Source organism: Sphingobium ummariense RL-3 (genome assembly GCF_000447205.1).
GTDB lineage: Bacteria > Pseudomonadota > Alphaproteobacteria > Sphingomonadales > Sphingomonadaceae > Sphingobium > Sphingobium ummariense.
In genome coordinates, this window is the sequence record NZ_AUWY01000136.1 from 214168 (window position 1) to 240125 (window position 25958).

At 64.9% G+C, this 25958-nt stretch carries 20 protein-coding genes and 4 pseudogenes; 13 read left to right on the forward strand and 11 right to left on the reverse strand.

The window, feature by feature from the left end; translation table 11 throughout:
- Positions 1 to 29 precede the first annotated feature (29 nt).
- Both M529_RS47465 and M529_RS47470 read left to right on the forward strand, forming a co-directional pair.
- Positions 30 to 2045, forward strand: coding sequence for a TonB-dependent receptor plug domain-containing protein (locus M529_RS47465; RefSeq protein WP_021320201.1), 2016 nt, complete (start codon positions 30 to 32; stop codon positions 2043 to 2045).
- A gap of 113 nt (positions 2046 to 2158) precedes the next feature.
- A complete protein-coding gene (locus M529_RS47470) occupies positions 2159 to 4435 on the forward strand; it encodes a TonB-dependent receptor (protein WP_236617765.1) in 2277 nt (758 codons plus the stop codon).
- Position 4436: 1 nt separating this feature from the next.
- On the opposite strand, the gene M529_RS47475 is transcribed toward M529_RS47470, so the two are convergent.
- Both M529_RS47475 and M529_RS47480 read right to left on the reverse strand, forming a co-directional pair.
- On the reverse strand, positions 4437 to 5390 hold the full coding sequence (locus tag M529_RS47475) for a quinoprotein relay system zinc metallohydrolase 1 (protein ID WP_031295881.1): 954 nt from the start codon (positions 5388 to 5390) through the stop codon (positions 4437 to 4439).
- On the reverse strand, positions 5390 to 6184 hold the full coding sequence (locus M529_RS47480; RefSeq protein WP_021320204.1) for a quinoprotein dehydrogenase-associated SoxYZ-like carrier: 795 nt from the start codon (positions 6182 to 6184) through the stop codon (positions 5390 to 5392). The genes M529_RS47475 and M529_RS47480 overlap by 1 nt, the downstream gene beginning before the upstream one ends.
- An 81-nt stretch (positions 6185 to 6265) precedes the next feature.
- On the opposite strand from M529_RS47480, the gene M529_RS47485 reads away from it, so the two are divergent.
- The 3 genes and pseudogenes from M529_RS47485 to M529_RS50775 all read left to right on the forward strand — a co-directional run.
- A complete protein-coding gene (locus M529_RS47485; RefSeq protein ID WP_031295884.1) occupies positions 6266 to 6820 on the forward strand; it encodes a rhodanese-like domain-containing protein in 555 nt (184 codons plus the stop codon).
- Between the two features lie 105 nt (positions 6821 to 6925).
- Positions 6926 to 7369, forward strand: a complete 444-nt coding sequence (locus tag M529_RS47490; RefSeq protein ID WP_021320206.1) for a pseudoazurin — start codon at positions 6926 to 6928, stop codon at positions 7367 to 7369.
- Positions 7366 to 7599: pseudogene (locus tag M529_RS50775) on the forward strand (hypothetical protein); the annotation flags it as partial. The gene M529_RS47490 and the pseudogene M529_RS50775, both read left to right, overlap by 4 nt.
- Positions 7600 to 7807: 208 nt before the next feature.
- Here M529_RS50775 and M529_RS50815 read toward each other — a convergent pair.
- Positions 7808 to 7939: pseudogene (locus tag M529_RS50815) on the reverse strand (IS6 family transposase); the annotation flags it as partial.
- 189 nt (positions 7940 to 8128) lie between these two features.
- On the opposite strand from M529_RS50815, the gene M529_RS47500 reads away from it, so the two are divergent.
- The 6 genes and pseudogenes from M529_RS47500 (at position 8129) to M529_RS47515 (ending at position 16747) form a co-directional block, all read left to right on the forward strand.
- Complete coding sequence (locus M529_RS47500; protein WP_021320208.1) at positions 8129 to 8647, forward strand: RNA polymerase sigma factor; 519 nt, start codon at positions 8129 to 8131, stop codon at positions 8645 to 8647.
- On the forward strand, positions 8644 to 9705 hold the full coding sequence (locus M529_RS47935) for a FecR family protein (protein ID WP_021320209.1): 1062 nt from the start codon (positions 8644 to 8646) through the stop codon (positions 9703 to 9705). Before M529_RS47500 ends, M529_RS47935 begins: the two co-directional genes overlap by 4 nt.
- Before the next feature lie 225 nt (positions 9706 to 9930).
- Positions 9931 to 10104: pseudogene (locus M529_RS50780) on the forward strand (STN domain-containing protein); the annotation flags it as partial.
- A gap of 237 nt (positions 10105 to 10341) precedes the next feature.
- Complete coding sequence (locus tag M529_RS47505; protein ID WP_408021353.1) at positions 10342 to 12933, forward strand: TonB-dependent receptor domain-containing protein; 2592 nt, start codon at positions 10342 to 10344, stop codon at positions 12931 to 12933.
- A 5-nt stretch (positions 12934 to 12938) separates the two neighbouring features.
- The gene (locus M529_RS47510) at positions 12939 to 13934 is read left to right on the forward strand and encodes a DUF6282 family protein (RefSeq protein WP_201766368.1); all 996 of its coding nucleotides are present in this window, start codon (positions 12939 to 12941) and stop codon (positions 13932 to 13934) included.
- Between the two features lie 56 nt (positions 13935 to 13990).
- Positions 13991 to 16747, forward strand: a complete 2757-nt coding sequence (locus tag M529_RS47515; protein WP_021320212.1) for a TonB-dependent receptor plug domain-containing protein — start codon at positions 13991 to 13993, stop codon at positions 16745 to 16747.
- 76 nt (positions 16748 to 16823) lie between these two features.
- On the opposite strand, the pseudogene M529_RS50820 reads toward M529_RS47515, so the two are convergent.
- Positions 16824 to 17050 (reverse strand): annotated as a pseudogene (locus M529_RS50820) (hypothetical protein); the annotation flags it as partial.
- A 93-nt stretch (positions 17051 to 17143) separates the two neighbouring features.
- On the opposite strand from M529_RS50820, the gene M529_RS47520 reads away from it, so the two are divergent.
- Positions 17144 to 17785 (forward strand): acyltransferase family protein, encoded by a 642-nt coding sequence (locus tag M529_RS47520; RefSeq protein ID WP_152522687.1) that lies wholly within the window; start codon positions 17144 to 17146, stop codon positions 17783 to 17785.
- Between the two features lie 100 nt (positions 17786 to 17885).
- Here M529_RS47520 and M529_RS47525 read toward each other — a convergent pair whose 3' ends face one another.
- The 6 genes from M529_RS47525 to M529_RS47545 form a co-directional block, all read right to left on the reverse strand.
- Entirely contained in the window at positions 17886 to 18776 is an 891-nt protein-coding gene (locus M529_RS47525) for a LysR family transcriptional regulator (protein ID WP_021320214.1), read from the reverse strand.
- Between the two features lie 21 nt (positions 18777 to 18797).
- Positions 18798 to 18932: a hypothetical protein gene (locus tag M529_RS50655; RefSeq protein WP_269078896.1), complete on the reverse strand. Its 135-nt coding sequence runs from the start codon at positions 18930 to 18932 to the stop codon at positions 18798 to 18800.
- 10 nt (positions 18933 to 18942) lie between these two features.
- On the reverse strand, positions 18943 to 19248 hold the full coding sequence (locus M529_RS47530) for a hypothetical protein (RefSeq protein ID WP_152522688.1): 306 nt from the start codon (positions 19246 to 19248) through the stop codon (positions 18943 to 18945).
- Between the two features lie 36 nt (positions 19249 to 19284).
- Positions 19285 to 19749, reverse strand: a complete 465-nt coding sequence (locus tag M529_RS47535; protein ID WP_021320217.1) for a nuclear transport factor 2 family protein — start codon at positions 19747 to 19749, stop codon at positions 19285 to 19287.
- An 88-nt stretch (positions 19750 to 19837) separates the two neighbouring features.
- Positions 19838 to 21904: a 2Fe-2S iron-sulfur cluster-binding protein gene (locus tag M529_RS47540; protein WP_021320218.1), complete on the reverse strand. Its 2067-nt coding sequence runs from the start codon at positions 21902 to 21904 to the stop codon at positions 19838 to 19840.
- Between the two features lie 54 nt (positions 21905 to 21958).
- Positions 21959 to 22570, reverse strand: a complete 612-nt coding sequence (locus M529_RS47545) for a glutathione S-transferase family protein (protein ID WP_021320219.1) — start codon at positions 22568 to 22570, stop codon at positions 21959 to 21961.
- A 382-nt stretch (positions 22571 to 22952) separates the two neighbouring features.
- On the opposite strand from M529_RS47545, the gene M529_RS47940 reads away from it, so the two are divergent.
- Positions 22953 to 25259 carry a hybrid sensor histidine kinase/response regulator gene (locus M529_RS47940; RefSeq protein WP_161626389.1) on the forward strand — a complete coding sequence of 769 codons (2307 nt, stop codon included), beginning with the start codon at positions 22953 to 22955 and terminating at the stop codon, positions 25257 to 25259.
- 174 nt (positions 25260 to 25433) lie between these two features.
- Here M529_RS47940 and M529_RS47555 read toward each other — a convergent pair whose 3' ends face one another.
- Complete coding sequence (locus M529_RS47555) at positions 25434 to 25703, reverse strand: hypothetical protein (protein WP_021320221.1); 270 nt, start codon at positions 25701 to 25703, stop codon at positions 25434 to 25436.
- Between the last annotated feature and the right edge of the window lie 255 nt (positions 25704 to 25958).

Consider the following 25958-nt stretch of genomic DNA (forward strand, 5'->3'; position numbering starts at 1 on the left):
CGGGGAGAAAGGCGTTAGGGGGGGGGCGCATGAAGGGGATAACGCTATCATTTGTCGCGCTGGCATGGCCGGCACTGGCTCACGCGCAGGCTCCGGCCGGGGAGGGGGGGGCGCAGGCGCCGATCATTGTCACCGGCGCGGGTTTGCCTCTGCCGCCCGGGACACCAGCCTATGGATCGGTGGTGATCGACCGCCAGCGGCTGGAGGATAGTGCGTCGGGGCGGATCGAAAGCGTGCTGGGCGATGTCGCCGGCTTCCAGCAGTTCCGCCGCTCCGACAGCCGCTCGGCAAACCCCTCGGCGCAGGGCGCCACGTTGCGCGCGCTGGGCGGCAATGCATCGAGCCGCACGCTGGTGCTACTCGACGGCGTGCCGATGGCCGATCCCTTCTTTGGCTACATCCCTTTCTCCGCGCTGGTGCCGGATCGCCTCTCCGTCGTGCGGGTGACGCGCGGCGGCGGGGTCGGCGCCTTCGGGGCGGGCGCCGTCGCCGGCACGATCGAACTGGCGAGCGCTACGAAGGACCAGTTGCCGCTCTTCTCCGGCAGCGCCTTCTACGGCAGCCGCGATGCGACCGAACTGTCCGCCAGCCTGTCGCCCGATCTGGGTGGTGGCCTCGTCTCGCTCTCCGGGCGGTGGGATCGGGGAGATGGCTTCCAGACCACACCCAAGGACCAGCGCGTCGCCGCCACCGTGCCTGCCGCCTATGACGGCTGGTCCACCAACCTGCGCGCCGTCGCGCCGCTTTCCGCCACGTCCGAACTGCAGTTCCGCGCCACCCTGTTCGAGGATCACCGCACGCTGCGCTTCCGCGGCGCCGATTCGACCAGCGAAGGCCAGGATGCCTCGATCCGCTACATCTCGCGCGGCCCATGGCAGGTGGATGCGCTCGCCTATGTCCAGGCGCGCAACTTCTCCAACATCGTCATCTCTTCCAGCAGCTTCCGCAAGTCGCTCGACCAGCGCAACACGCCCTCCACCGGCATCGGCGGCAAGCTGGAGCTGCGCCCGCCGGTGGGCGCTGACCATGTGCTGCGGCTGGGCGTCGATAGCCGCTATGCCAGCGGCGACATGTTCGAGGACGCCTATAACGCCAACGTCGCCGCCAATCCGCGCACCTTCCTGCGCCATGCCGGGGGCGAGCAGCTGACCGTCGGCGCCTTTGCCGAGGACGACTGGACGATCGGCCGGCTGATCCTGACCGGCGGCGTGCGCGCCGACCGCTGGAGCATCCGCAACGGCTTCTTCCGGGAGGCGAGCGCCACCGGCGGCGCTGCCACCGGCACCGATTTCGCCGACCGGTCCGACTGGCAATTCTCCGGCCGGGCGGGGGCAGTCTTTCATGCGAGCGATGCGGTCGCGTTGCGGGCGGCAGGCTATACCGGCTTCCGCCTGCCAACGCTCAACGAGCTCTATCGGCCCTTCGTCGTCTTTCCGATCACCACCCGCGCCAATGCCGCGCTGACGCCCGAAAAGCTCAAGGGCGTCGAGGCGGGCATCGACCTGACACCAGTGACAGGCGTTACGCTGTCGGCCACCGCCTTCTACAACCGCCTGGACGATGCCATCGCCAATGTGACGCTGAGCCCGACGGTGCGCCAGCGGCGCAATGTCAACGCCATCGTGGCCAAGGGCGTGGAGCTGACGGCCGCCGGCCATGCCGGGGACTTCGCCCTGTCGGCCAGCTATGCCTATAGCCACAGCACGGTCGATGCGCCGGGCAATGCCTTCGACGGCTTCACCCCCGCCCAGAGCCCGCGCCATTCGGCCAGCGCGACGCTCGCCTGGGAACCGGCGCAGGGGCCCCAGCTTTCCGCGACGCTGCGCTACGTCGCCAGGCAATATGAGGACGACCTCCAGTCGGACGTGCTGCCCGACGCGCTGACCGTGGACGCCATCGCCCGCCTGCCGCTGGTCCAGGGCGTCACCCTCGTCGCAAGGGGCGAGAATCTGTTCGACGAGGAGGTTGTCACCCGCAATGCCGGCGGCTCCATGGACCTCGGAACGCCCAGAACACTCTGGATCGGCGTAAAGGTCACCGGCTGACGCCCCGACCGAAGGTATAATGGAGCGAGCGGCCAGGCCGTCCATAGTCCTCCTCGAAAGAAAAAGGACGGGAGGCGGATGTGGGGCGGAAGGGATTGCTGGGCGGAGCCGTATTGCTGTGCACGGTCCAAGCCAATGCCCAGCCGCCGGCGGAGGATGTGGAGCGCCAGCCGATCATCGTTACGGCGCCGGGAGGCGCGGTGGATCGCGACGATGCGCTGGCGGTTTCCGGCGCGGATATTGCCAGTGCCGGTACGCCGGACCTGCTCGGCGCGCTGACGCGCTCGATCGCGGGCGTCACGCTGCAGGATGCGCAGGGCAACCCCTGGCAACCCAATCTCGTCTATCGGGGATTTGTCGCTTCGCCCCTGCAGGGGCAGGCGCAGGGTTTGGCCGTCTATCTCGATGGCGCGCGCTTCAACCAGCCCTTCGGCGATACGGTGGCCTTCGACCTGTTACCCGAAGCGGCCATCCGTAAGGTCAGCCTGCTCGATGCTAGTCCTGTCTATGGTCTCAACGCGCTGGGCGGGGCGATGCTCATCGAAACTCGCACTGGGGGGAGCGATCCGGGGCTGGAGGCAAGCCTGACGGGGGGGCGCTTCGGCTATCGCGAGGCAAGCGTCGCAGGCGGCTTCGCAAAGGGCGACGCCAATGCCTTCGCGGCCTTTCAATATGGCCACGATGACGGCTGGCGCGCCTTCTCCTCCTCGACCCTCTATAATGGCTATGCCGATTTGGGCTTCGATGCGGCGGGCGGCGGGCTGCACATGAAGCTCGTCGGCGCGGATACCGACCTGACCGGCAACGGCGTCGCGCCGGTCGAGTTGCTGGCGGCGGACCGGCGTGCCGTCTTCACCTGGCCGGACAACAGTCGCGCGCGCTATGGCCGGGTCAGCCTGCATCCCTGGCTCGCGCTGGCGGATCGCACACGGCTGGAAGGGACGCTCTATGCCCAACGCCTCACCCTGCGCAGCGTCAATGGGGACGCCGCCGATATCGAAGGGTGCGAGGAGGAGGATGCCAAAGGACTACTGTGCCTCGAGACCGTCGGGGGCGACGATGGGGAGGAGGCTCAGGCCCTCCTCATGGGCACAGGCGGCGATCCGATCTCGGACATGCTAGGCGGTGAAGGCTATGGCGTGCTGAACCGCGGCCGCACGCGCACCGATGCGATGGGGGCGCTGTTCCAGATCGTGGATGAGCGGCCCCTGCCGGCGGGCGACAATCATTTCGCTTTGGGGGTGAGCTACGACAGCAGCCGCACCCGCTTCGATACGTCGGTCGAACTGGGGGCACTGACCGAAACGCGCAGCGTCGCGGGATTGGGCGCCTTCATCGCCCAGCCGGACGGCGCCATCGCCCCGGTGAGCCTGGTTGCCCGCACCGAGTATTGGGGGGTTTTCATGCAGGACCGATTGCCGATCGCGTCCGGCCTCTCGGCCGAGATCGGGCTGCGCTACAATCATGCCCATATCGTGCTGCAGGACCGGATCGGCACGGCGCTCAACGGGCGGCACAGCTTCCGGCGGCTCAATCCGGGCATCGAACTGGACTATGCGACGGGCGGTGGGCTCACGCTGCGCGCCGGCTATGCCGAGAGCAACCGGGCGCCGACGCCTGCCGAGCTTTCCTGCGCCGACGAGGAGGCGCCCTGCAGCCTCGCCAATTTCTTCATCGCCGACCCGCCGCTGAAGCAGGTCGTCGCGAAAAGCTGGGAAACCGGCGCCGGCTGGCGGGGGAGCGCCGGAGGTTTCCAGATCGAGGGGCTGTTGTCCGCCTACCGCACGCGGAATCGCAACGACATCCAGTTCGTCGCGTCCGACGTTCGCGGCCGTGCCTTCTTCCAGAATATCGGCAGCACGCAGCGGCAGGGCGTAGAGCTGAGTCTCAAGGCGTCGCGGGGCGGCTTCACCGCCGGGGCGAGTTATGCCTTCACCGACGCGACCTACCGCAGTCCCCTGAGTCTTTCCAGCCCCGCCAACCCGCAGGCGGACCAGGACGGGGAGATTGCAGTGCAACGGGGTGACCGCCTGCCCGGCATTCCCAGCCACAGCGCGACGCTGACCCTGGACTTTGCGGGGAAGGGCTGGTCGGTTGGCGGCGACATGATCGCACGCTCGGGCCAATATCTGCTCGGCGACGAGGGCAACGACAATGGTAGGCTGGGCGGCTACCTCACCGTCAACCTGCGGGGTTCGATCGCGATGGTGCCGGGCGTCAGCCTGTTCGCCGAACTGCGCAACGCCTTCGATCGGCGTTATGCGACCTTCGGAACCTTCAGCGAGGTCGATGAGATCGAGCTTGAGGAAGCGCCGGGCGCTTCCGACCCGCGCGCCTATGGCCCCGGCGCGCCGCGGCGCTGGTATGCCGGCGTCCGGGCCCGCTTCTGACCTATTCCTGGCGGGGCCGGTCGATCCGGGGTAGCAGTCTCGCCTCCAGCGCGGGGTAGAGATGCGACACGCTGCGCTGCAATTCGTAGCGCGCGACCGCCATGGTGGAGAAACGGTCGGGGATGGCGATTCGGCCTGCCTCCACCATGTCGAGCCCCGCCTTCACGGCGTCGGTCAGCGCCTGTTCCAGCCAGTCGATCCAGTCCCGCGTCTGGACAATCGCCTCCACTCCTCCGGGATCGAGGGGGCCATGGCCGGGCAGGACGCAGCGATGCGGTTCCGCCTTCAGCCGGTCAAGGCTCGCCCGCCACCGGTCAAGGTCGGCGGTCGGCGTGCTGGGCGCCCGGTCGTGGAAGACGAGGTCGCCGCCGATCAGCACCCCCGTCGCCTCGTCCACGATGGCCAGATCCGCCCCGCTATGCCCTGACAGCGCCAGCAGGCGCAGGCGCCGACCGCCGAAATCCTCCATCTCCGTTGTGACCTGCCGACCGGGCAGTACCAGCTCTGTCCCCCGCATCCAGTCTTCGAGGATCCGATACATGGCATCGGAATAGCCAGCGCCTTCCCGCGCGAGCGCGGCCGTGGTCCCGGGCAGCGCCGCCACCATGGCGGGTTCGAAGGCCGCAATCCCCAGTCCATGGTCGGGATGCAGATGCGTCACATAGACGCGGACCACCGGTGTCCCCGTCAGCCGCTCGGCCGCAGCACGGAGCGAGCGGGCATAGCGGATCGACGGCCCGCAGTCGCACAGTACCGTTCCCGCCGGGGTGGCGATGATCGCGATATTGGCGATGGCGCCGCCATTGCCTGGCGCGATCGGTTCGTTCGCGCCGCGCACCATCCAGATGCCATCGGCAACGGCGATGGGTTCGATGCGATAGGCGTCCGCCGCGCGGGCTTGGGAAGCGCTCAGCGTGGCCATGCCTGCCAGCACCGCACGGCGCGAAAGCCGCATCATGGCGCGGGCGGGGCCGGCAACGGCGATTGCCGCGCCACTTCCACCTGCGCGCGATAGTCGCGGCCGTTGGTGTCGCGCGCTTCGATGCCTATCCGCTCGCCGGCACCGATCCGCGGCATCAGGGTGAGGGCTGGATCCTCCGCGACGGATGCCCAGATCGCCATCTCGGCAAGCGGCCGGCCGTCCGCGCCTCTCACGTCGATCTCCTCGAGATGATAGGCCGCAATATTCTCGACCAGGCCAGTGTCCATTGGATGGCGGAAGGACAGGCGCAGCCGGCTGTCGCCGCCGGGAAGCGGCCAGGCCTCCCCCCGGATCTCGCCCAGATGGTCCGCCCAGTCGCCCTTGACGCGGCTGACCGGCGGAGTCGAGCAGCCGCCGCCCGCCGCGTCCACCCAGCCTCCCCAGACCAGCCATTCGCCGCTGTCGATCTGCACCGCGCCGCGTACCGGAGTCCGCTGATCGAGCTTGATGCGCGTCGCGACATAGGCCGCTGCCGCGACCGGGCGGTAATCGATGGCGACAGGGATCGGATTGAGGTCGGCGAACAGGATCATGCGCCGAACGCCGGGAATCGTCCGCGCGTCGATCACCACGGGAAAGGCGCGCTGATTTTCCGCGATTATAGGGAAGTCCACCTTCACCCGTGGATCGAAGCGGACGGGATCGTCGCCGAACAACGTCCTGGCATGAGCGGTCCACATGGGCGAACCGAGCGGGTCGACGACCGGGCCGGCGCGGACCGGCACTGCCGCCGCCAGCGCCAGCAACAGCGCGACATGGCGTTTCACATCCTTCTCCCTTGGTCGGGACTCTATCCGCCTGCGTGACCCGCTACCATTGCACCTTGGGCCATGAGAAAGGATGGATCGATGCTACGGTGGGACTGGATAGCCGTAGCCATGCTGCTTGCCAGTCCGGACATCGCATATGGGCAGGATGCGCTGTTCGACGCGGCCGGCTATCGCATCACCCGCTACCGTGCGCCCACGCGCCGTCCGCCCGAGGGCGTGACGCGGATCGCGCCTGCCGCCGCTGCGCTGCTCCGCCCTGACGTGGACGCGCTGTTCCTCGACGTGCTGCCCGCCGAGGGCGGACATCGACAGGCGGACGGCCGCTGGCGGCTTGCCGCGCCGCATGAGAGCATAGAAGGCGCCCGCTGGTTTCCCGAAGGCGGACAGGGCGCCATCGCCTCCGATGCCGAACGGCGCTTCATCCGGGCAATGGCCCGGCTGACGCGCGGCCGGCGCGAATGGCCGGTCGTCGTCTTCTGCCGCGCCGATTGCTGGCTCAGCTGGAACGCCGCGCGGCGGTTGCACGCGCTCGGCTACCGGCGGGTCTGGTGGCTGGCCGAAGGAACCGACGGCTGGCGTGACATGGGCCTTCCGCTGGTGCCGGTCGCCCCGGAAGGCGGGCTGGCACTCTAGGACCAAAGGCCAATTGCCGGTCGCGAGGCTGAGGGAGCATCTCTCCGGTCAACCCGGTGCATCGCACCGTACGAGCCCATGGAGAGAGCCTTGATTCATCGCCCCATGCCACGCCTGGCCGCAGCGGCCCTGCCTTTTTCGGCGCTGTTCCTCTCGGTGCAGCCTGCGGGCGCGCGGGACATTATCGTCCATATGAAGAACCAGGGCGCGGAAGGCGCCATGGTGTTCGAACCGGCCTTCGTAAAGGCCGCGCCGGGCGACGTCATCCACTTCAAGCCGTCCGATCCCAGCCACAACGCCGAAACCCTCCCGACCATGCTCCCTGCGGGCGCCACGCCGATGAAGGGGGCCATGAACAAGGAGGTGTCGATGAAGGTCACCAAGCCCGGCCTCTACGGCATCAAGTGCATGCCGCATTATTCGATGGGGATGGTGGGGCTGGTGCAGGTGGGCAAGCCCTCCGCCGGAGAGATCGCGGCGGCAAGGGCGGTGAAGTTGCCCCCGTTTGCCGCCAAGCGCATGTCCTCCTATCTTGACAAGGTGAAATAGGACGGGCTGGACGATCTCCCTCCCTCGCCGCTTCCGTCGAGGACGATTACTACCCGGTTCCGGCGGGATGGGCAGATGGAGCGCTGCTGGACGGGGCGGGGCGCGCGGCGGATTTCGGCGTGCGGTGGTTCGCCGACGGCCGGCTGAACGTCAGCGCCAACTGCATCGACCGGCATCTGGCCGAACGCGCCGACCAGGTCGCGATCCTGTGGGAACCCGATTCCCCCGACAGGAGCCTTGGCGGTGCCGTCAGTCTAACGCGAAATCGTCCATCGGATGCACTTCGGGTGGGGAAGGGCAGGGGCCTCGCTCGCGACCGACCGCCACTCCGCGAGGGCCGCGGAGCGTCGTTCCTTGTAGGTCTTTCGATCGACGAGATGGCGTTCCAGTGAGACGTGGTTGTGGAGATTGGCATGAACAGAGGAGAACTTCTGTAGCGCCGCGCTCGAACAGCAGATCCTCCACATTCCGCAGCGACAGCGGGTAGCGGACATACATCAGCACACTGAGGCGGATCACCTCAGGCGACGAGTTGAAGTAGCGGAATGGGCTGCGGGAGGGACGGCTCATGCCGCCTGTCTACGTGCCGCCAATATACCTTGACAGCGCCGGCCAGCCGCTTGTCGTCTGACGAAGCCTTGAATCGCGCAGGATGGTGGTGAACCTCGTCAGCGCAGTCATCGCGTCACCCTCGCGCTGGGCGTCGTCGGCAGTGTTCGGAGATCCCGTTATTCTGCGTCATACATAGCAACAGAGATTATGAGCACCTCGAGGCATCCGGAAAGCGACCTTGACGTCGCCTCCCTCGCTCTGCGCTACAAACGCGCTGTGCATGCCTTCTTTTTGCGCCGCGTGACTGACCGCGCCGAAGCTGATGACTTGACGCAGGATGTCTTCGCCGCGCTCGCGCGCCGCGCCCAGGGTGAGGTGGTTGAAAATGTCGGAGGCTATGTCTTCCAGGTGGCAATGAACCTGTTGCGTGATCGAGCCCGACGGGAGCGGGTGCAGCCGGACATCGAGAGCGAAGGCTTCGCCGATCCCTTTGGACGACTGGTCGATGATGTTTCACCTGAACAGCATGCGATCGGCCGCGACAGTTATCGGCGCTTCATTCAGGCGCTGGAGACTTTGCCGGAACGACCGCGCATGGTGTTCATACTCAACCGCTTCGAGGAAATGAGCGGACGGGAGATCGCCGCGTTGCTCGGCCTGTCGCAGCGCCAGATCGAGAAGGACATCAGCCGTGTGCTTACCCTGCTGCGGGAACAGCTGCCATGATCGCGCGCCGCGACCAGCCCCCCCCTGACCCTCCACAGGAGGCGGCGATCTGGTGGGCGACGTGCCGCCAGCTTGATCCAGACTGGTTCGCCGCCGACGAGAGGTTTGAGGTCTGGCTCGATGATCCAGCCAATAGCGAGGCTTGGCACGCGATCGATAGGCGTATCGAACAGGTGGGTGCTTTCGCAACCATGCCGGAAGTGCGCGAGATGCGCCGCGCCGCGCTCGAACTCGCGCGTGTCCGCAAGCGTTCGATAGGACCGCGCTGGGCATTGGGAACAGCACTGGCCGCCAGCGTGCTGGCTGCCATCGGGCTGGGCAGCCTGACCCTTTCCCCCAGGGCGGTGCCAGACATCGCGACCGTGGATAATGTTCAGCGTTTCGCGACCGCGATCGGGCAGCGGCGTGATATCCTGCTCGACGATGGATCGAAGGTGACGCTCAACACCGACTCGCTTGTCGAAGTACGTTATTCGGCCGATCGCCGCGACGTGCGCCTGTTGCAGGGGGAGGCGATGTTCCATGTCGCGAAAAATACAGCCCGACCGTTCATCGTTTCGGCACAAAGCCGGCAGGTTACGGCGCTGGGCACTGCCTTCGACGTGCGTATCCGGCAAGACGGGCATATCCAGGTCCTGCTGGTCGAAGGAAAGGTGCGGGTCGAGCCGGTACGCCATAACGGTTTGGGGCGGATCATCCCGGCGCTCGATCGCACCGAGCTATCACCCGGGCAGCAGCTCATTGCCGAAGGCCAAGGTGAAGTCGAGGTCGTTGCGGCAGACGTGGAGCGCGAGACCGCATGGAACCGCGGCGCCCTGATCTTCCGCGGCGACAGCCTGGGCGATGCAGTGGAGGAAGTGAACCGCTACTCCGCTATGCCGTTGATGGTCGATGACCCCACGATCGCGCGGCTAAAGGTCAGCGGCATTTTCCCGACGGCTAACCAAGCCGATTTCGTCGCGGCGTTGGAAGCACTCTATCCGGTTCGCGCGCACAAGGAAGAGGGTGGCACGATCCGCCTCACGTGGCGCGAGCGCCTTGATAGACAGCCAGACTGATAATTATTTTCGTCCGGCGTTCGGACCCCCAGACCGGCTGCGTCTTAGTCAGCATAGGCACAAATAAATGCGCCGCTGACATTGGGGGTGAGGATGCACTATCGGGCTCGCGGCCGGATTCTGGCTATGATGCTTGCTGGCATGACATTGGGAGCTTTCCCAAATTTACCGATGGCAGCGGCCGCAGTGCCAGAGCGCCGCTCATACGACATTCCCGCGCAGAACATGGCGCAGGCGCTGGAGGCATTCGGTCGGCAGAGCGGTAAAGCAGTGCTGTTCGATCCTACCCGAATGGTGGGTGTCCGTTCCCAGCCGGTGCGCGGCAGCCTATCGATCGACGAGGCCCTGCGCCTGCTGCTTGCCGGATCAGGCCTGGCGGCAAGAAGGGCCAATGCCAATGCCTATGTTGTCGATGTCCCCAGCGGAGCGCGGCGCGCGCCGGATTCTATCCTGCGGACCATCAGCACCGCGCCAGTGCTACGAGATGCGCCAGATCTTCCCCAGGCAGCGGCCATCGAAAAGCCCACCGAAGATCAGGCGATCACCGTGACTGGCACGCGCATCAGCGGCTTCACCGCGCCGACGCCGGTGACATCGTTGAGCCGGGCGGATCTGGAATCGAAAGCAGCCGGCACTGTGTCGGAACTGCTCGATGACGTGCCGCAATTGCGCATCAACCAAAATATCGGCAAGTCGAGCGAACCCGTCGGTGCCTCCAACGTCGATCTACGGGGCCTCGGTACGCAGCGGACATTGCTGCTGATCGACGGAAGGCGGGTCGCATTCACTGATCCGGCGGGGACGATCGACACGAACATCGTTCCGGTGGCGCTGATCAGTAATGTCGAGATAGTCACCGGGGGCGCATCGGCTGCCTATGGATCCGACGCCGTCGCGGGCGTGGTCAACTTCCTGCTCAACAAGAATCTCAAGGGCTTCAGGCTCGATACGTCCTACGGTCAGTCGATTTATGACGATCATCATCGACCATCGGTGAGCGCGGCATATGGCATCGGTCTTATGGACGACAGGCTGCACCTGACCTTCGCGGCCGACTACATGCACAACGACGGGCAAACGGCGCAAGGAACGCGGCCCTGGGGCAATGACAAGACCGCGTTGCTGACCAACCCGGCCTATACCCGTACCAACGGACAGCCGCGGCTGTTGATAGCCAATAATTCGCGCTTCGTGCAGATGACCGCGGGTGGCGTGCTGACGCGCGCGGTGGGCCTTCAGATAGCCCAGCAGTTGGGCTTCCCAACCGGCACCGGGGTGCAGTTCGGCCCAGGCGGGACGGTCATTCCGTTCAATTACGGGACGAACATCGGCGGCACGTTCATGACGGGGGGCGATGGCACCTCGCTGGTGGACGAGGGCAATATCCTGCCGGAGATCGAGCGGATCACAGGCTATGGCGAATTGCGGTACGAACTGAGCGACGATGTCGAGTTCTTCGCCGATTTTCTCTATTCGCGCGTCAACGTGCTGTCTGACCTGTCGCCCAATCGCGACGATGCCGGCTTCCTCGTCCGCGACGACAACGCCTTTCTGCCCTCCTCGGTTCGCACTGCAATGGCGGCTGCAGGGCTGACCAGCATTACCGTCGGTCGTATGAATTTCGAGGACCAGACCTCGGTCTTCGACAATGCGACTGACGTGAAACGATGGACCTTCGGACTCAAGGGTCGCTTTGGCGATGGCTGGCGCTGGGATGTTTCGGGCCAGATCAGCCGTAACGATTATGAATCGATCAGCCATTACAACCGTATCTCCAATCGCTGGACGCTTGGGCTGGATACGGTGGTCAATCCGGCGACGGGCCAACCGATCTGCCGTGCGCTGCTGAACACCCCCAATCCGACCGCAGCGCAGGATCCCTATGGCGACATTCGCAATTGCGTGCCGATCAATCCATTTGGCGCCGGATCGATCAATCAGGCGGCGCTGGACTATTATCGCGGGACTTCGTGGACCCGGTCGCGGCAGGAACAGGATGTATTCGCCGCCAACGTCTCCGGCAATCCGTTCAAAACCTGGGCCGGCGATGTCAAATTTGCGCTCGGCGCGGAATATCGGCGTGAAATGACCAAGCTTACCGCGGATGCCGATTCAGCCCTCCGGCGTTGGCGCTCGATCAATTCGCAACCATTCAGTGGCGAGTTTACAGTCAAGGAAGGTTATGCCGAAGTTGTCGTGCCATTGGTGAACGGCGCAGCCTGGGCCGACAATCTCGATGTCAATGCGGCAGTCCGCTATACCGACTATGAGCTGAGCGGCGGCGTCACGACCTGGAAGGTCGGCACCAGCTATTCGCCCATTCCCGACCTGCGCTTTCGCGCCACGCTTTCGCGCGACATCCGGGCGCCTAACAATTACGAGTTGTTCCAACGCGGTAATCAGGTGATCAGCGCGATCATCGATCCTCGCACCAATACGTCGCGCCCAACCCTGCAGATCACCAGTGGCAATTCGGCGCTCAAACCCGAGCGTGCGGACACGCTGACGGCCGGTGTGATCTTCCAGCCAAGCTTCCTGCCGGGCTTCCGTGCGGCCATCGATTACTATCGGATCGCGATCAAGCAGGCCATCTCGACGATCGCGCCGCAGAGCATTGTTGATTATTGCGAGCAGGGGCGAACAGAGTTCTGCGCCGGGGTGGTTCGCGATGCCGCTCAGCGCATCACGCAGGTCAACGTGATCCCGTTCAACGCGGATTCGATGAAGACCAGCGGTGTTGATATCGAGCTGCAGTACCGCTTCAGCCTCGGCACTGGGCAACTCAATCTGCGCGGGCTTGCCAATTACGTTGCCGAAATCTCGACCACATCCAATGGCATAACCAATGACTATGTCGGGCTTGCTGGGATCGCACCGCCACCGGCCGGCTTGCCGCAGTGGCGCTTTAACCTGGACGCCAATTATGCGGCGGGCCCATGGAAGCTCGGACTGGGATACCGATATATTGGCGGCGGCAAGTTCGACACGCGCTTCAACATCACGACGCTCGACCTGATCGACAACACCGTGTCGGGCCGCGGCTATGTCGATGTAAACGCCGCCTACGCGCTCAGTTCAACCGTCGAGCTTTATGGCCGCGTCGAGAATCTGCTCAACGTTGATCCACCGATCACGCCCAACTCGATCGCGACTCCGACGGTTGCCAACTCACAATTCTACGATCGGCGCGGCACCTATTTTGTCATCGGCGGGAGGATTCGGCTATGATCGGCATGGGAAGAACCTTGAGCCTGCTGGGTGCTGCGGCGCTGCTGATCAGCGCTGGCGCTGAACCGCCGCCGCTGGGCAAACTGCCGGCGCCGACAGCAGCCGACCGCGCGCTGCTGCGCGATGTCATCGACATTCACACGCATCTTGACCCCGACAGCTTCGGCCCGCACAGCGTGCAGGCCCGGCGAGCGCTCGACGTGCTCGAGATGGCGGCGCGCGCGAAAAAGGCCGGAATGCGCGGCTTCGTGATCAAGCAGCATTATGATCAGACAGCCCAGCTCGCTTATCTGGCATCGAAAGCGGTGCCGGGCGTCGAAATATTCGGCCAATTGTGCCTTAACCTTACGGTCGGGGGCCTCAATCCCGCCGCGGTTCATCATTTCGGCGAAGTGAAGGGCGGACGTGCACGGATCGTCAGCATGCCGACCTGGGACAGCGAAGCGAATGTCGCGGCGGGAGGCCGGGACCGGCCGTTCGTTCGCGTGTCGCGCAACGGCGAGTTGCTGCCCGAAACTAAGGCGGTAATCGCCGCGATCGCAACCGCGAAGATACGTGACAGCGAAGTCAAGCTGGCGCTGGCGACCGGGCATGTAAGCCCGACGGAAGCGCTGATGGTGATCCGGGAAGCGAAGCGACAGGGGATCGCGCGGATCGTCGTCACGCACGCGATTGGCCACCCGATCGATATGACCATGGCGCAGATGCAGGAAGCGGTGGCGCTGGGCGCGCAAATCGAATTCGTTACGGGCTTCCTGATCGGACGACGGGCAAGCTTCACCTTCGACCAATATGCCGAAGCGATCCGCACGCTTGGCCCGGACAATGTCATCTTGAGCAGCGACGGCGGTCAGTTGGGGCAGGTTCTGCCCGACGACATGATCGCGATGGTTGCAGGACTTCTCCGTAAACGCGGGTTTAGCGCGTCCGAAGTGCGCCGGATGACTGTCGATAATCCGGCCGCACTGCTCGGCCTGCCGCCCCCAACAGCGCGGCGCTGATTAAAGGGAGGGGAATAAAGATGAACCACGCAGGTTTTCTGGCTACGTGCAGCGGCTTGGGGCTGCTGGCCTATCCGGCGGCGGCGCAGGATGCGACCCCACAGCCCGAGAGTGACGCGATCGTCGTCACCGCATCACGCACGGCGCAAAATGGTCTCGATGCGCCGTCTCCTACTCAGATCATTGGGGATGAAGTGCTCGACCGCCAAGGATCTGAAACGATCATGGATGTGCTCAATCAGAATCCAGCGTTCAAGGCGACGCGCTCGCCCAATGCCAACGCGACCAACCTGTCGAGCCCAGGCCAGGCGACCGCCGACCTCCGCGGCTTGGGCGGCCAGCGGACGCTGGTCCTGGTCAATGGCTCCCGCGTTGTGCCCTTCGCGCCATCGGCGAATCAGAGTGTGCCGACCACCACCGACCTCAACCTGATCCCGACGATCATGATCGACCGCGTCGATGTGGTGACCGGCGGGGCTTCGGCGCTGTACGGTTCCGACGCGGTCTCTGGCGTTGTCAATTTGATCATGAAGACGAAATATGACGGCATCGATGCCCGTGTGCAGACTGGCATTTCGGAACAGGGCGACGACCGCCGCTTCCGCGTCGGCTTTCTTGCCGGCACTGATTTTGCGAGCGGGCGTGGTCATGCCGTATTCAGTGTCGATTATTCGGACGTCGAAGGTGTCGGCAGCTTCTACACTAGGGACTGGGGTCGGCGGGGGCAGTTGATCGTCACCGATCGCAATGGTCCCACCAATCTGCTGCTTGCCGAGAATGTCGTGAACTCGCTCGGGGCGGGCGGCGTGATTGTATCGGGTCCGGCGGCACTGGTCGGACTAACCTTCAACCCCGACGGCTCACTGCGGCGATTCGATTATGGCAATCCGATCGACGGGCGTGTGATGGTTGGCGGCGAAGGCGTCTCGGTCAATGCCCAGACGACAACGGTGCCGGGCGTTGAACGTATCACCGTTTACGGTAGTCTCTATTTCGACGTTTCCGACAGCCTCACCGCTTATGCCGAGGGCGGCTGGTCCAAGGCGCAGGGCGACATCCGGAGCGCGGTCCTGCGCCTTGACCGCCAGGTCATCCGGGGAGACAATGCCTTTCTTCCCGTCGCCGTCCGTGCAGTGCTGCCAGAGACGAGCAGCATCAACATCAGCCGCATCGGGTTCGATATCGGCAATAACCAGTTCCGCGTCACCAATGAAACGCCACATGGCACGATCGGCCTAAAGGGGGAGTTGGGCGACGGCTGGAATTGGGATGCGCATGCGAGCTATGGCGAAAATTACTATCGACAACGTGGTTCGCAGGTGCTCATCACCAGCAACCTGAACTTCGCCATCGATGCCGTTGATCAAGGCCGGTTCCTGACCGGGACGCCCAATGGCGTAATCGTTTGCCGCGCCGTTGCGCAGAGCAATCCGGCCGCGGCGGGGTGCCAGCCACTCAATCTGTTCGGAGAAGGTAACAGCAGCGCGGCGGCGCACGATTATATCTGGGGCGAGCCTGCCAGTGACGTCGACTATACCCAACTGACCGCCGCTGCCAACATCGTGGGCGACCTGTTCGATTTGCCGGCCGGGCCCGTACGTTTGGCGGTGGGCGGCGAATATCGCCGCGAGACGGAGAAGCTCACCGCCGATCCGATCGCGGCGGCAAACGGCTATCTTGGTGCCGGCAACGCCGTGCCCTGGTCGGGCGCTTTCAGCGTCAAGGAAGCCTATGTCGAGGCGACCGTGCCGCTGTTCACCGGGCTCAGCGGTAATGGCGCGGTCCGTTACGCCGACTACAGCACCGCCGGCGGGCAGACCGCGTGGAAGGCCGGTGCGGTGTGGACGCCGCTCGTGGGACTCAATCTGCGCGTCTCACGGTCACGCGATATTCGCGCCTCGGCGCTCAACGAGTTGTTCAGCCCGGGCAGCGTGCTCACGAATCCGCTGACGCTGATGGTTGATGGGATAAGCAAGACGAACAATATCCCGCAAAATGCTACCGCAGGAAATGTTAATGTGCAGCCGGAACTTGCGGACACCTGGACGGCTGGCATCGCCTATCGGGGTACGGGCGGACTGCGCGGGCTGGGTGTATCGGTCGACTGGTACAGGATCGAAATCAACGGCGCGATATCCAATCCAACCAGTGCCCAGATCGCCGCGCTCTGCAACGGCGGCGATCAGGCGTTCTGCTCTGCTTTCACCTATGGCCCCGATCCAGCCAATCCGGGGCAGCGCATCCACACCGCGTTTCTGTCGGGCACGATCAACCTGGGATCGTTCATGCAGGAGGGTATCGACGCGACGCTGCAATATGACACCACGGCGGATTTCATGGGAAGTGGTGGGCGTTATGGCATGTCGGCAAGCGGCACCTATGTGCTTCACTCGATCGTCGATACCGGGACGCTGGGTTCGGTACCGATCGATCATGTCGGCGCCATGAACCCCTATACGCTCGGTGCCATCCCGACTTTCCGCGGCGATCTCACCCAGACACTCAGCAACGATTTGGGGGAAGCCTCACTCCAGGCGATGTTCATCAGCGCTGGCGTACAGGACGTGACATTTAATGTGCCAGGCGGACAGACGATCAACAACAATCGCGTGCCCGCCACCTGGTATTTCAACCTGACCGGCAAGGTCTGGGCTGGTCCAGACAAGCGATATGAATTTTTCTGGGCCGTACACAACCTGCTCGACCAAGATCCCCGCGCGACACCCTATTTCGTGCTGAACGCCCCAGTAAACGGCCAATATTATGACAAGATTGGCCGCCGATACACCGCAGGCGTACGTATAAGATTATGAGAGGAACGAGCTCCCCTCTGGCGCTCTACGGGGCGTCCTTTTTTTTGGTCAAGCGGCGGGCGCGTGCCCTGTCAGCCTAACGCGAACTCGTCGCCACTGGATGCACGGGGTTGGGAAGGGCAGGGGCCTCGCTCGCGACCGACCGCCACTCCGCGAGGGCCGCGGAGCGTCGTTCTTGTAGGTCTTTCGGTCGACGAGATGGCGTTTCAGTGAGAAGTGGTTGTGGAGGTTGGCATGTGCGGAAGCGAACTTCTGTAGAGCCTTCATCTGCCTGAAGCGGAGCATCGCCCGCTCTCGTCGTCGGAGGGTGCTTGCTCATGCGTATCGTTACCGCAAGGTCGATTGCTTTGACAGCGCCCGCTGCTGATCTTCGCGGTGTGCTACACCGGCTGGCAGATGTTGCGTCGGCGAATGGGCTGGCCCGCGCTTATGGTGGAGGTGCTGCCTTCGCCGCCGGTGCTGATCTTCATGGCCCTCGGGCTCGGCCTGCTCTCCTTCCTCGTGCGTCTGGTCATGCCGGTGGGCAAGGAACTGCTATGGCTCCAACTGGGCTATTTCCCCTGCTATATCTTCTTCTTCGTCGCGGGCTGCGCGGCGGCACGGACGGAACTGCTGGAACGCATCACATGGAGGGATGCCGCCCCCTGGCTGGTCGTGTCGATCCTCGCACTGGTCACCTTGCCGGTCATCATGCTGACGCGTGGGCAACTGGGCGGATTCGAGGGGGGCTGGCACCTCAATGCGTTCTATTATGCCCTCTGGGATCCGCTGGTCGCGTTCGGGGTGATGCTGGGGGTGTTTGCAGCCGCCAGGCAGTGGGGGCGGCATCCGACACGGGTCATGTCCTGGCTGGCGCGCGGCGCCTTCGGTGCCTTCATCGTCCACCCGCCCGTCCTTGTCGCATTGAGCGTTCTGGCCATGCCCTGGGCAGCCACGCCGTTGCTGAAATTCACGGTTGTCGGCGCGGCTGCATGCGCAGGATCCTTCATCCTGTCGGGCGCGCTGAGGACGCTCCCAGGCGTCAGGCAGATCATCTGAGCAGAGTGGTTCCAGCCGCCGCAGGAGGCATAGGTGCGCGCGCGATGGCGTGGCTTCGATCCGGCCATCGACAACGGAGCGTGTGGTTTCGGCCGGCGCTTCAGTTGAAGAGCCGGTTGGCGCGAAGGCGGGAGACGGCGAGGTCGACGAACGCGCGCACCTTCGCGGGGGCGTAGCGGCCCTCCGGGTGCACGACGTGAATGGGGAGGGGCGGTTCCTCATGTTCGGCAAGCACGATCTGGAGGTCGCCGGCGATCAGCGCGGGGCCGATCTGGTAGTGCAGGACGCGCGTCAGTCCCCAGCCTTCCTTGGCGGTCGTGATGGCCGCCTCATTCGTGTTGCACTGGAGCGCGGCCTCCACCACGACGCGCTGGTCGCGGGCGAAGCGCCATTCGGGCGACGCCCAGGCGCTGGTCGATGCGGCGATCCGGTGCTCCTTGAGGTCCATCGGGGTGACGGGGACGCCGTGCTTCTCGAAATAGGCGGGCGAGCCGCATACCACGCGCCGTACCGAGCCCACCCTGGTCGCGGTGAAGCCGGAGTCCGGCAGATGGCCGATGCGCACCGCGACATCGACACCTTCCTCCACGATGTTGACGGGGCGGTCGATGAAGAAGGTGCGGCCGGACATCGTCGGATAGGAGTCGAGATATTCGGTCATTACGGGCAGGACATACATCTGCCCGAACATGACGGATGCAGTGACGGCCAGGGTTCCCGTAGGCGTCGCATAGGAGCCGGCGGCCGCCGCCTCCGCTTCCGCGATGTCGGAGAGGATGCGCCTGCAATCCTCGAAATAGCGCGCGCCGGCCTCGGTCATTTTCACCGACCGGGTGGTGCGGACGAAGAGGCGGGCGCCGATCAGTTCTTCCAGCGCGGCGACGGCGCGGGTGACGGCGGGCGCGCTCATGTGCATGAGGCGCGCCGTCTCCGCGAAGCTCTCCGTCTCCGCGACCTTCACGAAGATCCGCATCGCCTGCCATCGATCCATGTCGTCCCCTTCGCCCGTGCCTCAGAGCAGGCGCATCAGCGTTTCGGCGTCGCAGCCATGCGCCAGCATCAGCATGTCGCCATGATAGTCCGGGCTGCCCGTCCTGCCGAGGCATGGCATGCAGCGACGGACGGCGCGCAGGGCATTTCTAACCATGGCGGCCCTCCTACCGCTGATGCCGGGAAGAGAGCCGGTCCGCAAGGCGCTCGATTTCCAGGCAGGCGGCGTCGCACATCCCTACCTGGCGGGCCCGAGTCCTGAGGCTCCCCCGGCGGGCCGGTGATCCGAGGGCCAGGGCCAGCGCCCGCGACCGCCGCAGGTCGAAGCTGCGGCCGGCGCGGGCGGCATCGATCTCCGCCCCGGACAGGCCCAGTTGCATGGCCCTGGCATTCTGCCGCTGGCGAAGCAGCGGGTCGTCCCGGTTCGCCGTCAGCGCCATTTCGATCGACAGCCGGGTCTGTTCATCAAGCATGGGCATCTGCATGGCCGTACTCTCGCGTCGTGGCGATCAGAGACCCAGGTCGCTGAGGCCCGGATGATCGTCCGGCCGGCGGCCGAGCGGCCAGCGGAACTTGCGGTCCTCCTCACGGATCGGCATTTCGTTGATGCTCGCGTGGCGTTGCGCCATCAGACCGTCCTCGGCGAATTCCCAGTTCTCGTTGCCATAGGCGCGGAACCACTGACCGCTATCGTCGCGATACTCATAGGCATAGCGCACCGCGATGCGGTTGCCGGTGAAGGCCCACAGTTCCTTGATGAGGCGATAGTCGAGTTCCCGGTTCCATTTGCGGGTCAGGAACGCTTGCGCCTCGTCGCGGCTGGTGGCGAACTCGACCCGGTTCCGCCAGCAGGTGTCGGGTGTATAGGCGAGAGCGACCTTGGCGGCATCGCGGCTGTTCCAGCCGTCTTCGGCCAGGCGGACCTTCTGGATGGCGGTTTCGCGGCTGAAGGGGGGCAGGGGAGGTCTGGACATGTCGGTTACTCCTGAAGGGAACTTTGGGTCGATTCATTGAACGGCGGAAAATCGGAAGCCATTGTCGCGAAATCGGTCGAATGGAGGCTCATAATGCCAGCTGGATGCGGTTCTCGCCGTCGGGCTGCTCGGCAGGCACGGCGCTGCAGATCAGTACCTCGTCCTCGGCCAGGCTGACGCCTGGTTGGCGGATATGGGTGACGGCGCCGTGCAGCAGCCGGGTCTTGCATGTGCCGCAGCTTCCTTCCCGGCAACTGTAGTCGGGACTGAGACCGCGCGCCTCGGCCAGATCGAGCAGGGTGCCGGAGCTTGGCGTCCAGCGTGCTTCCTTAAGGGAGTCCATGAAGGCGACGGGCACGGCCTTGGTCGAAGGCGCGGGCAGGGAAGCGGCCGCCGGGGCAGCCGCGTCGGCTGTCCGCGTCAGCGACGAGGGGCCGAAGGCCTCTGCGTGGATGCGGCCGTCAGCGACGTTCAGCCCGCGCAGGCCGTCGTACAGCGCCTGGGTGAAGGCCGGCGGGCCGCACAGGTAGAAGTCATAGTCGTTGAACGGCAGGAAGCGCGTGAGCAGCGCCATGTCGATCCGGCCCGCGGCGTCATAATCGACACCTTCGGTCGCGCCTTCCGCGTCGCTCAACATGCGCACCAGCCTGACGGCGCTGAAGGACGCATCCACCAGCCGGGCAAGTTCGTCGGCAAAGGGGCGATCGGCCAGGGTCCGCGCTGCGTGGAAAAGGAAGGTCGGCCGGACGCGCTGCTTGCGCACGCCCTCATAGACGATGTGGCGCAGCATCGCGAGCAGGGGCGTAATGCCGACCCCGCCTGCCAGCAGCACAGCGGGACGCGTGGCGTGGGGATCGATGGTGAAGTCTCCGGCGGGCATGCGGGCCTCAATGACATCGCCGACCTTCATGTCGTGAAGATGCCGGGAAACCGATCCGTCGCGCTTGACGCTGATCCTGTAGCCGGCGTCGGATGGGGCGGTGGAAATCGTGTAGGTGCGGATCACCGGCCTGTCCGCGCCAGGCAGGGTGACGCGGATCGGCAGATGCTGGCCGGCGCGATGCAGCGGCAGACCCGCGCCATCATCCGGCTGGAGGTAGAAGGAGCGGATTTGGCTGCTTTCATCCACGATCTTCGTCACCCGGAACGGACGCCAGGCGGCTGCGAGGTCGGCGGCGCGGAGCCTGTCGGCCGCTTCCGTCCAGTCGCCGGTCATCAGCGAATTGGGCGACCAGCCCCCGTCGTCGCGAAATGTCCAGCGCAGGGCCAGCGCGCCGTGCCGCCGAACGACCCGGCGCGGGGTGAAGCTCCACAGCCGCTCGGCTCCCTGGAAGGCGGCGATCTCCGGAGAGTCGAATATCACCTCGGCGTCGCCCGTCATCTGCAGCATGTCGCCGCTTTCATAATCGACGAACAGCAGCCCTGCCTTGCCGGTCAGCAGGATGTTGCCCAGCGTGTTGAAGAAGAGATTGCCGTCGAAATCCGGAATGGTCAGCACGCCCGGCGCATCGACGCGGACGAAGCCGGCCTTGCCGCCGCGGTGCGACACGTCGACCTGGCGACGGTCCTCGCGATCGGCATAGGAGGCGACGAAGAAGCTGTCGGCGGCTTCGATGAGCGCGCGGGCGGCGGAGTCCAGTCCGTCCGACGTCTCGACTTTTCCGTCATAGGGGAGCGCGACGTCACGGGCATGATGAAAGTCGCGCAACTGGATATAGCGCGGACAGTTGCCGAAGCTCTGGTCCACGTCGATGTGAAGACCGGCGGCCGTCGTCGACACGACGCCGTTCATGCGGTTGCGGCGACGCGTGTGCATCTCGATGCCGAGCAACCCGATGGGCGAACCCTCCCCGATCGTCGACGCGGCCGGATCGCTGGGGTCAGCGCGGGCGGCGATGTCGAGTGTGGTGGGAGTGGGGGAGACGATGAACCCGGGCCGCCCTTCGAGGAAGGTGGCCCAGGGATCGCCCGTGCCGTCAACGCTGCCCAGCACCACGAAGGGAAGCTGCGCGTAGAATTCGCGATGCTGGTCGGGCATATAGTCGCGGATCACGCGCTGCCCGACCGACGCCATGCGCTCGGCAACGCCCAGCTTTTCCTGAATGCGCCGCTCCCCTTCATGCCAGACAGGAAGCTTTTTGAAGGTCGATGTCATCGTGCTTTCCTCCCAGCAGGGGGAGAGCGCGCCGGACAGGCGCGCCCGGTTGCTTCAGGCGGCGAGGCCCGCGGCCGTCCGTGCGAAGGGAGCAAAGCCCGGCAGGGCCTCGATCCGGGCGAGGAAGGCATTGACCCCGGGATAGCCAGACAGGTCGACATTGCCCTCCGGCGCGCGCGCGACATAGCTGTAGACCGCGATATCGGCGATTGTCGGCCGCGGGCCGGCCAGCCATTCGCTCTCACTGAGGTGCGCTTCAAGGCGGCCGAGGAGGACATGGGCGCGCGCGATGACCTCGTCCGGATTGAACTTGGCGCCGAACACGGTGATGAGCCGCGCGGCGGCGGGGCCGTAGGCGACCTCGCCTGCCGCGACCGACAGCCAGCGCTGGACCAGTGCCGCGCCCTGCGGATCTTCCGGCAGCCATTCACCACCGTCGGCTTTCTTGGCGAGGTAGACGAGGATGGCATTGGAATCGGCGATCACGACACCGTCATCCTCCAGCACCGGTACCTGGCCGAAGGGGTTGAGCTTCAGGAAGGCCGGCTGCTTGTGGGCGCCAGCCATGAGATCGACCTCGACCAGCTCATGCGGCACGCCAAGCAGCGACGCAAACAGCACGGCCCGGTGGGAATGACCGGAAAGGGGATGGTGGTACAGCTTCATGACTCGTTCTTTCGATCTGGAGGACGGGTCCATTCCCGATCCACGCCGAAAGAGTGCGTCACCCGACGGATGATGAGAATGATCGCTCTTGCCACTTCTTCATTACGCAAAATGGAATAATCGGGTGCGACTTTCAGTCTCGTCCACCGCGCAAGCTGTCAGGATAAGGACCCCTCGTGGCGCCAGAGAGAAAACCGGCGGTGGTCGATGGCTATTCGCACATCAGCCGATGCTGCGCGGCGGCAGCGGAAATAGCGTTAATTCGACGTCATTCATTGTTAAAAAAAGGAAAATCTGCACTGATCAGCGATGGTCGCCGTAGCAGGAGGAATCATGGCGCGCATCCTGATTGCCGAGGGTCATGGCTGGGAGGTGCCGACGGATGGCTGACCTTGGTTCGCCTGCGTGGATGCCGGAGATGCTGGCTCTACAAGCCGCCGTCTCCGAAGCCTATGCCGACTTCCAACAGATCATCAACGAGGTGGTGTCGCGCGCAATACGCATCATTCCGCAGGCAACTGGCGCCATCGTGGAGATGCGGGACGGCGACGACATCGTCTATCGTGCGGCCAGCGGCACTTCGGTCCGTCATATCGGCCTGCGCCTGTCGTTGGGCGGCAGCCTGTCCGGCATCTGTATCGCCACAGGGGAAGCACAATTCTGTCACGACAGCGAGACCGACCCGCGCGTGGATCGCGAGGCCTGCCGGAGAGTGGGGCTGCGATCGATGATGCTGGTCCCACTGCCCTATCACGGGCAGATGATCGGTGTGCTGAAGGTCTATTCCGATCGGATGGCCGCCTTCACCTACGCCGATCTGGACGTCGTCCGCCTGATGGCGGGGCCAATCGTGACCGGCTTCGCCAATGCGGCCCACAGCGACACCGCGCGCCATTTCACGGCGACATTCGAACAGGCGGCCGTCGGCCTTGCGCATGCGTCGCCGCAGGGGCGCTTCCTGCTGGTGAACGACCGTTTCTGCGAGATCACCGGATACGCGCGAGAGGAGCTGGTCGGCCTCGACTATCGGCAGATCACCCATCCCGACGATTACGACGTTGATGCCCATCAGGCCGGCCGCCTCCTGGCCGGTGAAATCAGCGAGTTCGCGCATGAGAAGCGTTATGTCCGCAAGGACGGAGGGCTGGTGTGGATCAACCTGACGGTATCCCTGGTGCGCGATGCCGCAAGAGAGCCGGAATTCTTTGTCTGCGTGGTGGAGGATATTTCTGCCCGTCGGTCGGCGGAAATGGCGAGCGCCGCCAAGACCGGATTCCTGGCCAATATGAGCCATGAGATCCGCACGCCGATGAATGGCATATTGGGTTTCGCCGACCTGCTGCTGGGTGCCGCCCTGCCGCCCGACCAGCATCACCAGGTCAAGATGATCGCGGATTCGGGCAGGGCCATGATGCGCCTGCTGAACGACATGCTGGACCTGGCCAAGGTCGAGGCCGGGCAGATGGAGATCGCGCGCGAACCGTTCGATCTTATCCATGCGCTCGACGCCTGCCTCAATCTGGTGCGGGCGAGCGCGGAGCAGAAGGGGCTCGAACTGGTCCGCGACATCGCCGGCGATCTGCCCCGGATGATGATGGGAGACGGGCTGCGGTTGCGGCAGGTGGTGCTCAACCTGCTGGGAAATGCGGTGAAGTTCACGGCGCACGGCCATGTCACACTGCGCGCGCATCTGGACTCCGCGAGCCGGTTGGTGATCGCGGTTGAGGATAGCGGGCCGGGGATAGCGCCCGAGCGTCAGGCCGCCATTTTCGAGAAGTTCGTGCAGGCTGATGTCGGCACCGCGGCGCGCTTTGGCGGTAGCGGCCTCGGCCTGTCGATCAGCGCGCAGCTGGTCACGCTGATGAGCGGCGAACTGACGGTGGAGAGCGAGGTTGGGCGGGGCAGCTGCTTCAGACTGCGGCTGCCGTTCGAACAGGGCGATGATGCGGGACGGCTCATTTTGCCCACGAGCCCCGGCGATACGGCTGCGCGCTTCGACGATCTGCGGGTGCTGGTGGCGGAGGACCATGATGTCAACCAGGAGCTCGTAAAAGCCATGCTGACGCGGATCGGGGCCGAGTCGAGCATCGTCGCCGATGGCGCCCAGGCCGTCGATGCGGTGTTGGTCGCGCGGCGCATGGGGCGGCCCTATGACGTCGTCCTCATGGACATCCAGATGCCGGTCATGGGTGGGCTGGAGGCGGCGAAGGCGATCCGTGGCCACGGCATCACCGCCCATGAGCTGCCGATCCTGGCGCTGACCGCCAATGCATTTGGCGAAGATGTCCACGCTTCGCTGGCGGTTGGAATGCAGGCGCACCTGGCCAAGCCGATCCGGTTGGGAGACTTGCGGGCGGCGCTGGCGGCGTGGTTGCCTGCTCGGAGCAGGGAGGCGGCGCCGGCGCCTTTCGACCCCGTGACCGAGAAGCTGCGCGAGCGCTTTCGGGAGAAAATGCTTATCTGGTCCGCACTGCTGAAGCGCCTGCTGCAGGATGCCGCACCCTCCGCTGCGGCGATCGCCGAGGCCCAGGGGGAACTGCACAAGATCGCAGGGACCGCCGCGCTGTTCGACGAGCCCATGCTGGGCCGCGCGGCCGAGGCTGCCGAGGAGGCGCTGCGCGCGCGCGGGCGAGTCGATGCCGCGGTCGCGGACCAGATCAGGACCGTCATCGGGCTTTGCGGGAGCTGAGGCGGGACACGGCTGATACCAGCCGCCGGGCTGGGGATGACGGGCCTGTTACCGGCGAACCCTATTCCGCCGATTGGCCGGGAAACGGCCCGGACCGCAAGGACGGCACCGTGCTGGTCCGGACGGAAGCGCCGCCTGCACCCTGAGCGGATCGAGGGACGCCGGTCGCCGGCCTCAATAGGGCGTTTCGAGCTGGGCAGGCCGCAGGAACTTGATCCTGCACTGCACGTCGGTTCGGCTTGCCACCAGGCCTTCCACGGCCAGTTCGCCGACCAGCACCTTCACCGCTGAGCGGCGATAGGGAATATATTGGCCGGTGACGATCATGCCAAGGGGCTCGACCTTGCGGATTTGCACTTCCGTGAGACCAGCCCCGAACTGCAGCTGTGCGGTCAGCGGACCATCCGCCGACCGGAAAAGGTCGTAAATTTTCTTGGCGTCCATCGGGGCTGTCTGAATATCATGATCGGGTCAGGCGGCGCACCCCAAAGGCATGGAAGCCAAACCAAAGTGGTGATGCCGACGCTATTGCTGGACCGCAATGATATAGGGTCGAGGAGCAGAAAGCTACTGATTTATAAGATAAATTGGGAAATTGTCCGCCTGTCGGCCTCGTTCGCCAATGGAATCCGCTTGTGCGGGTGCGACCCTTGGGCTCCTGATAGATGCCGGTTGCGTGCGCGCCGGCGGGATGCCGGC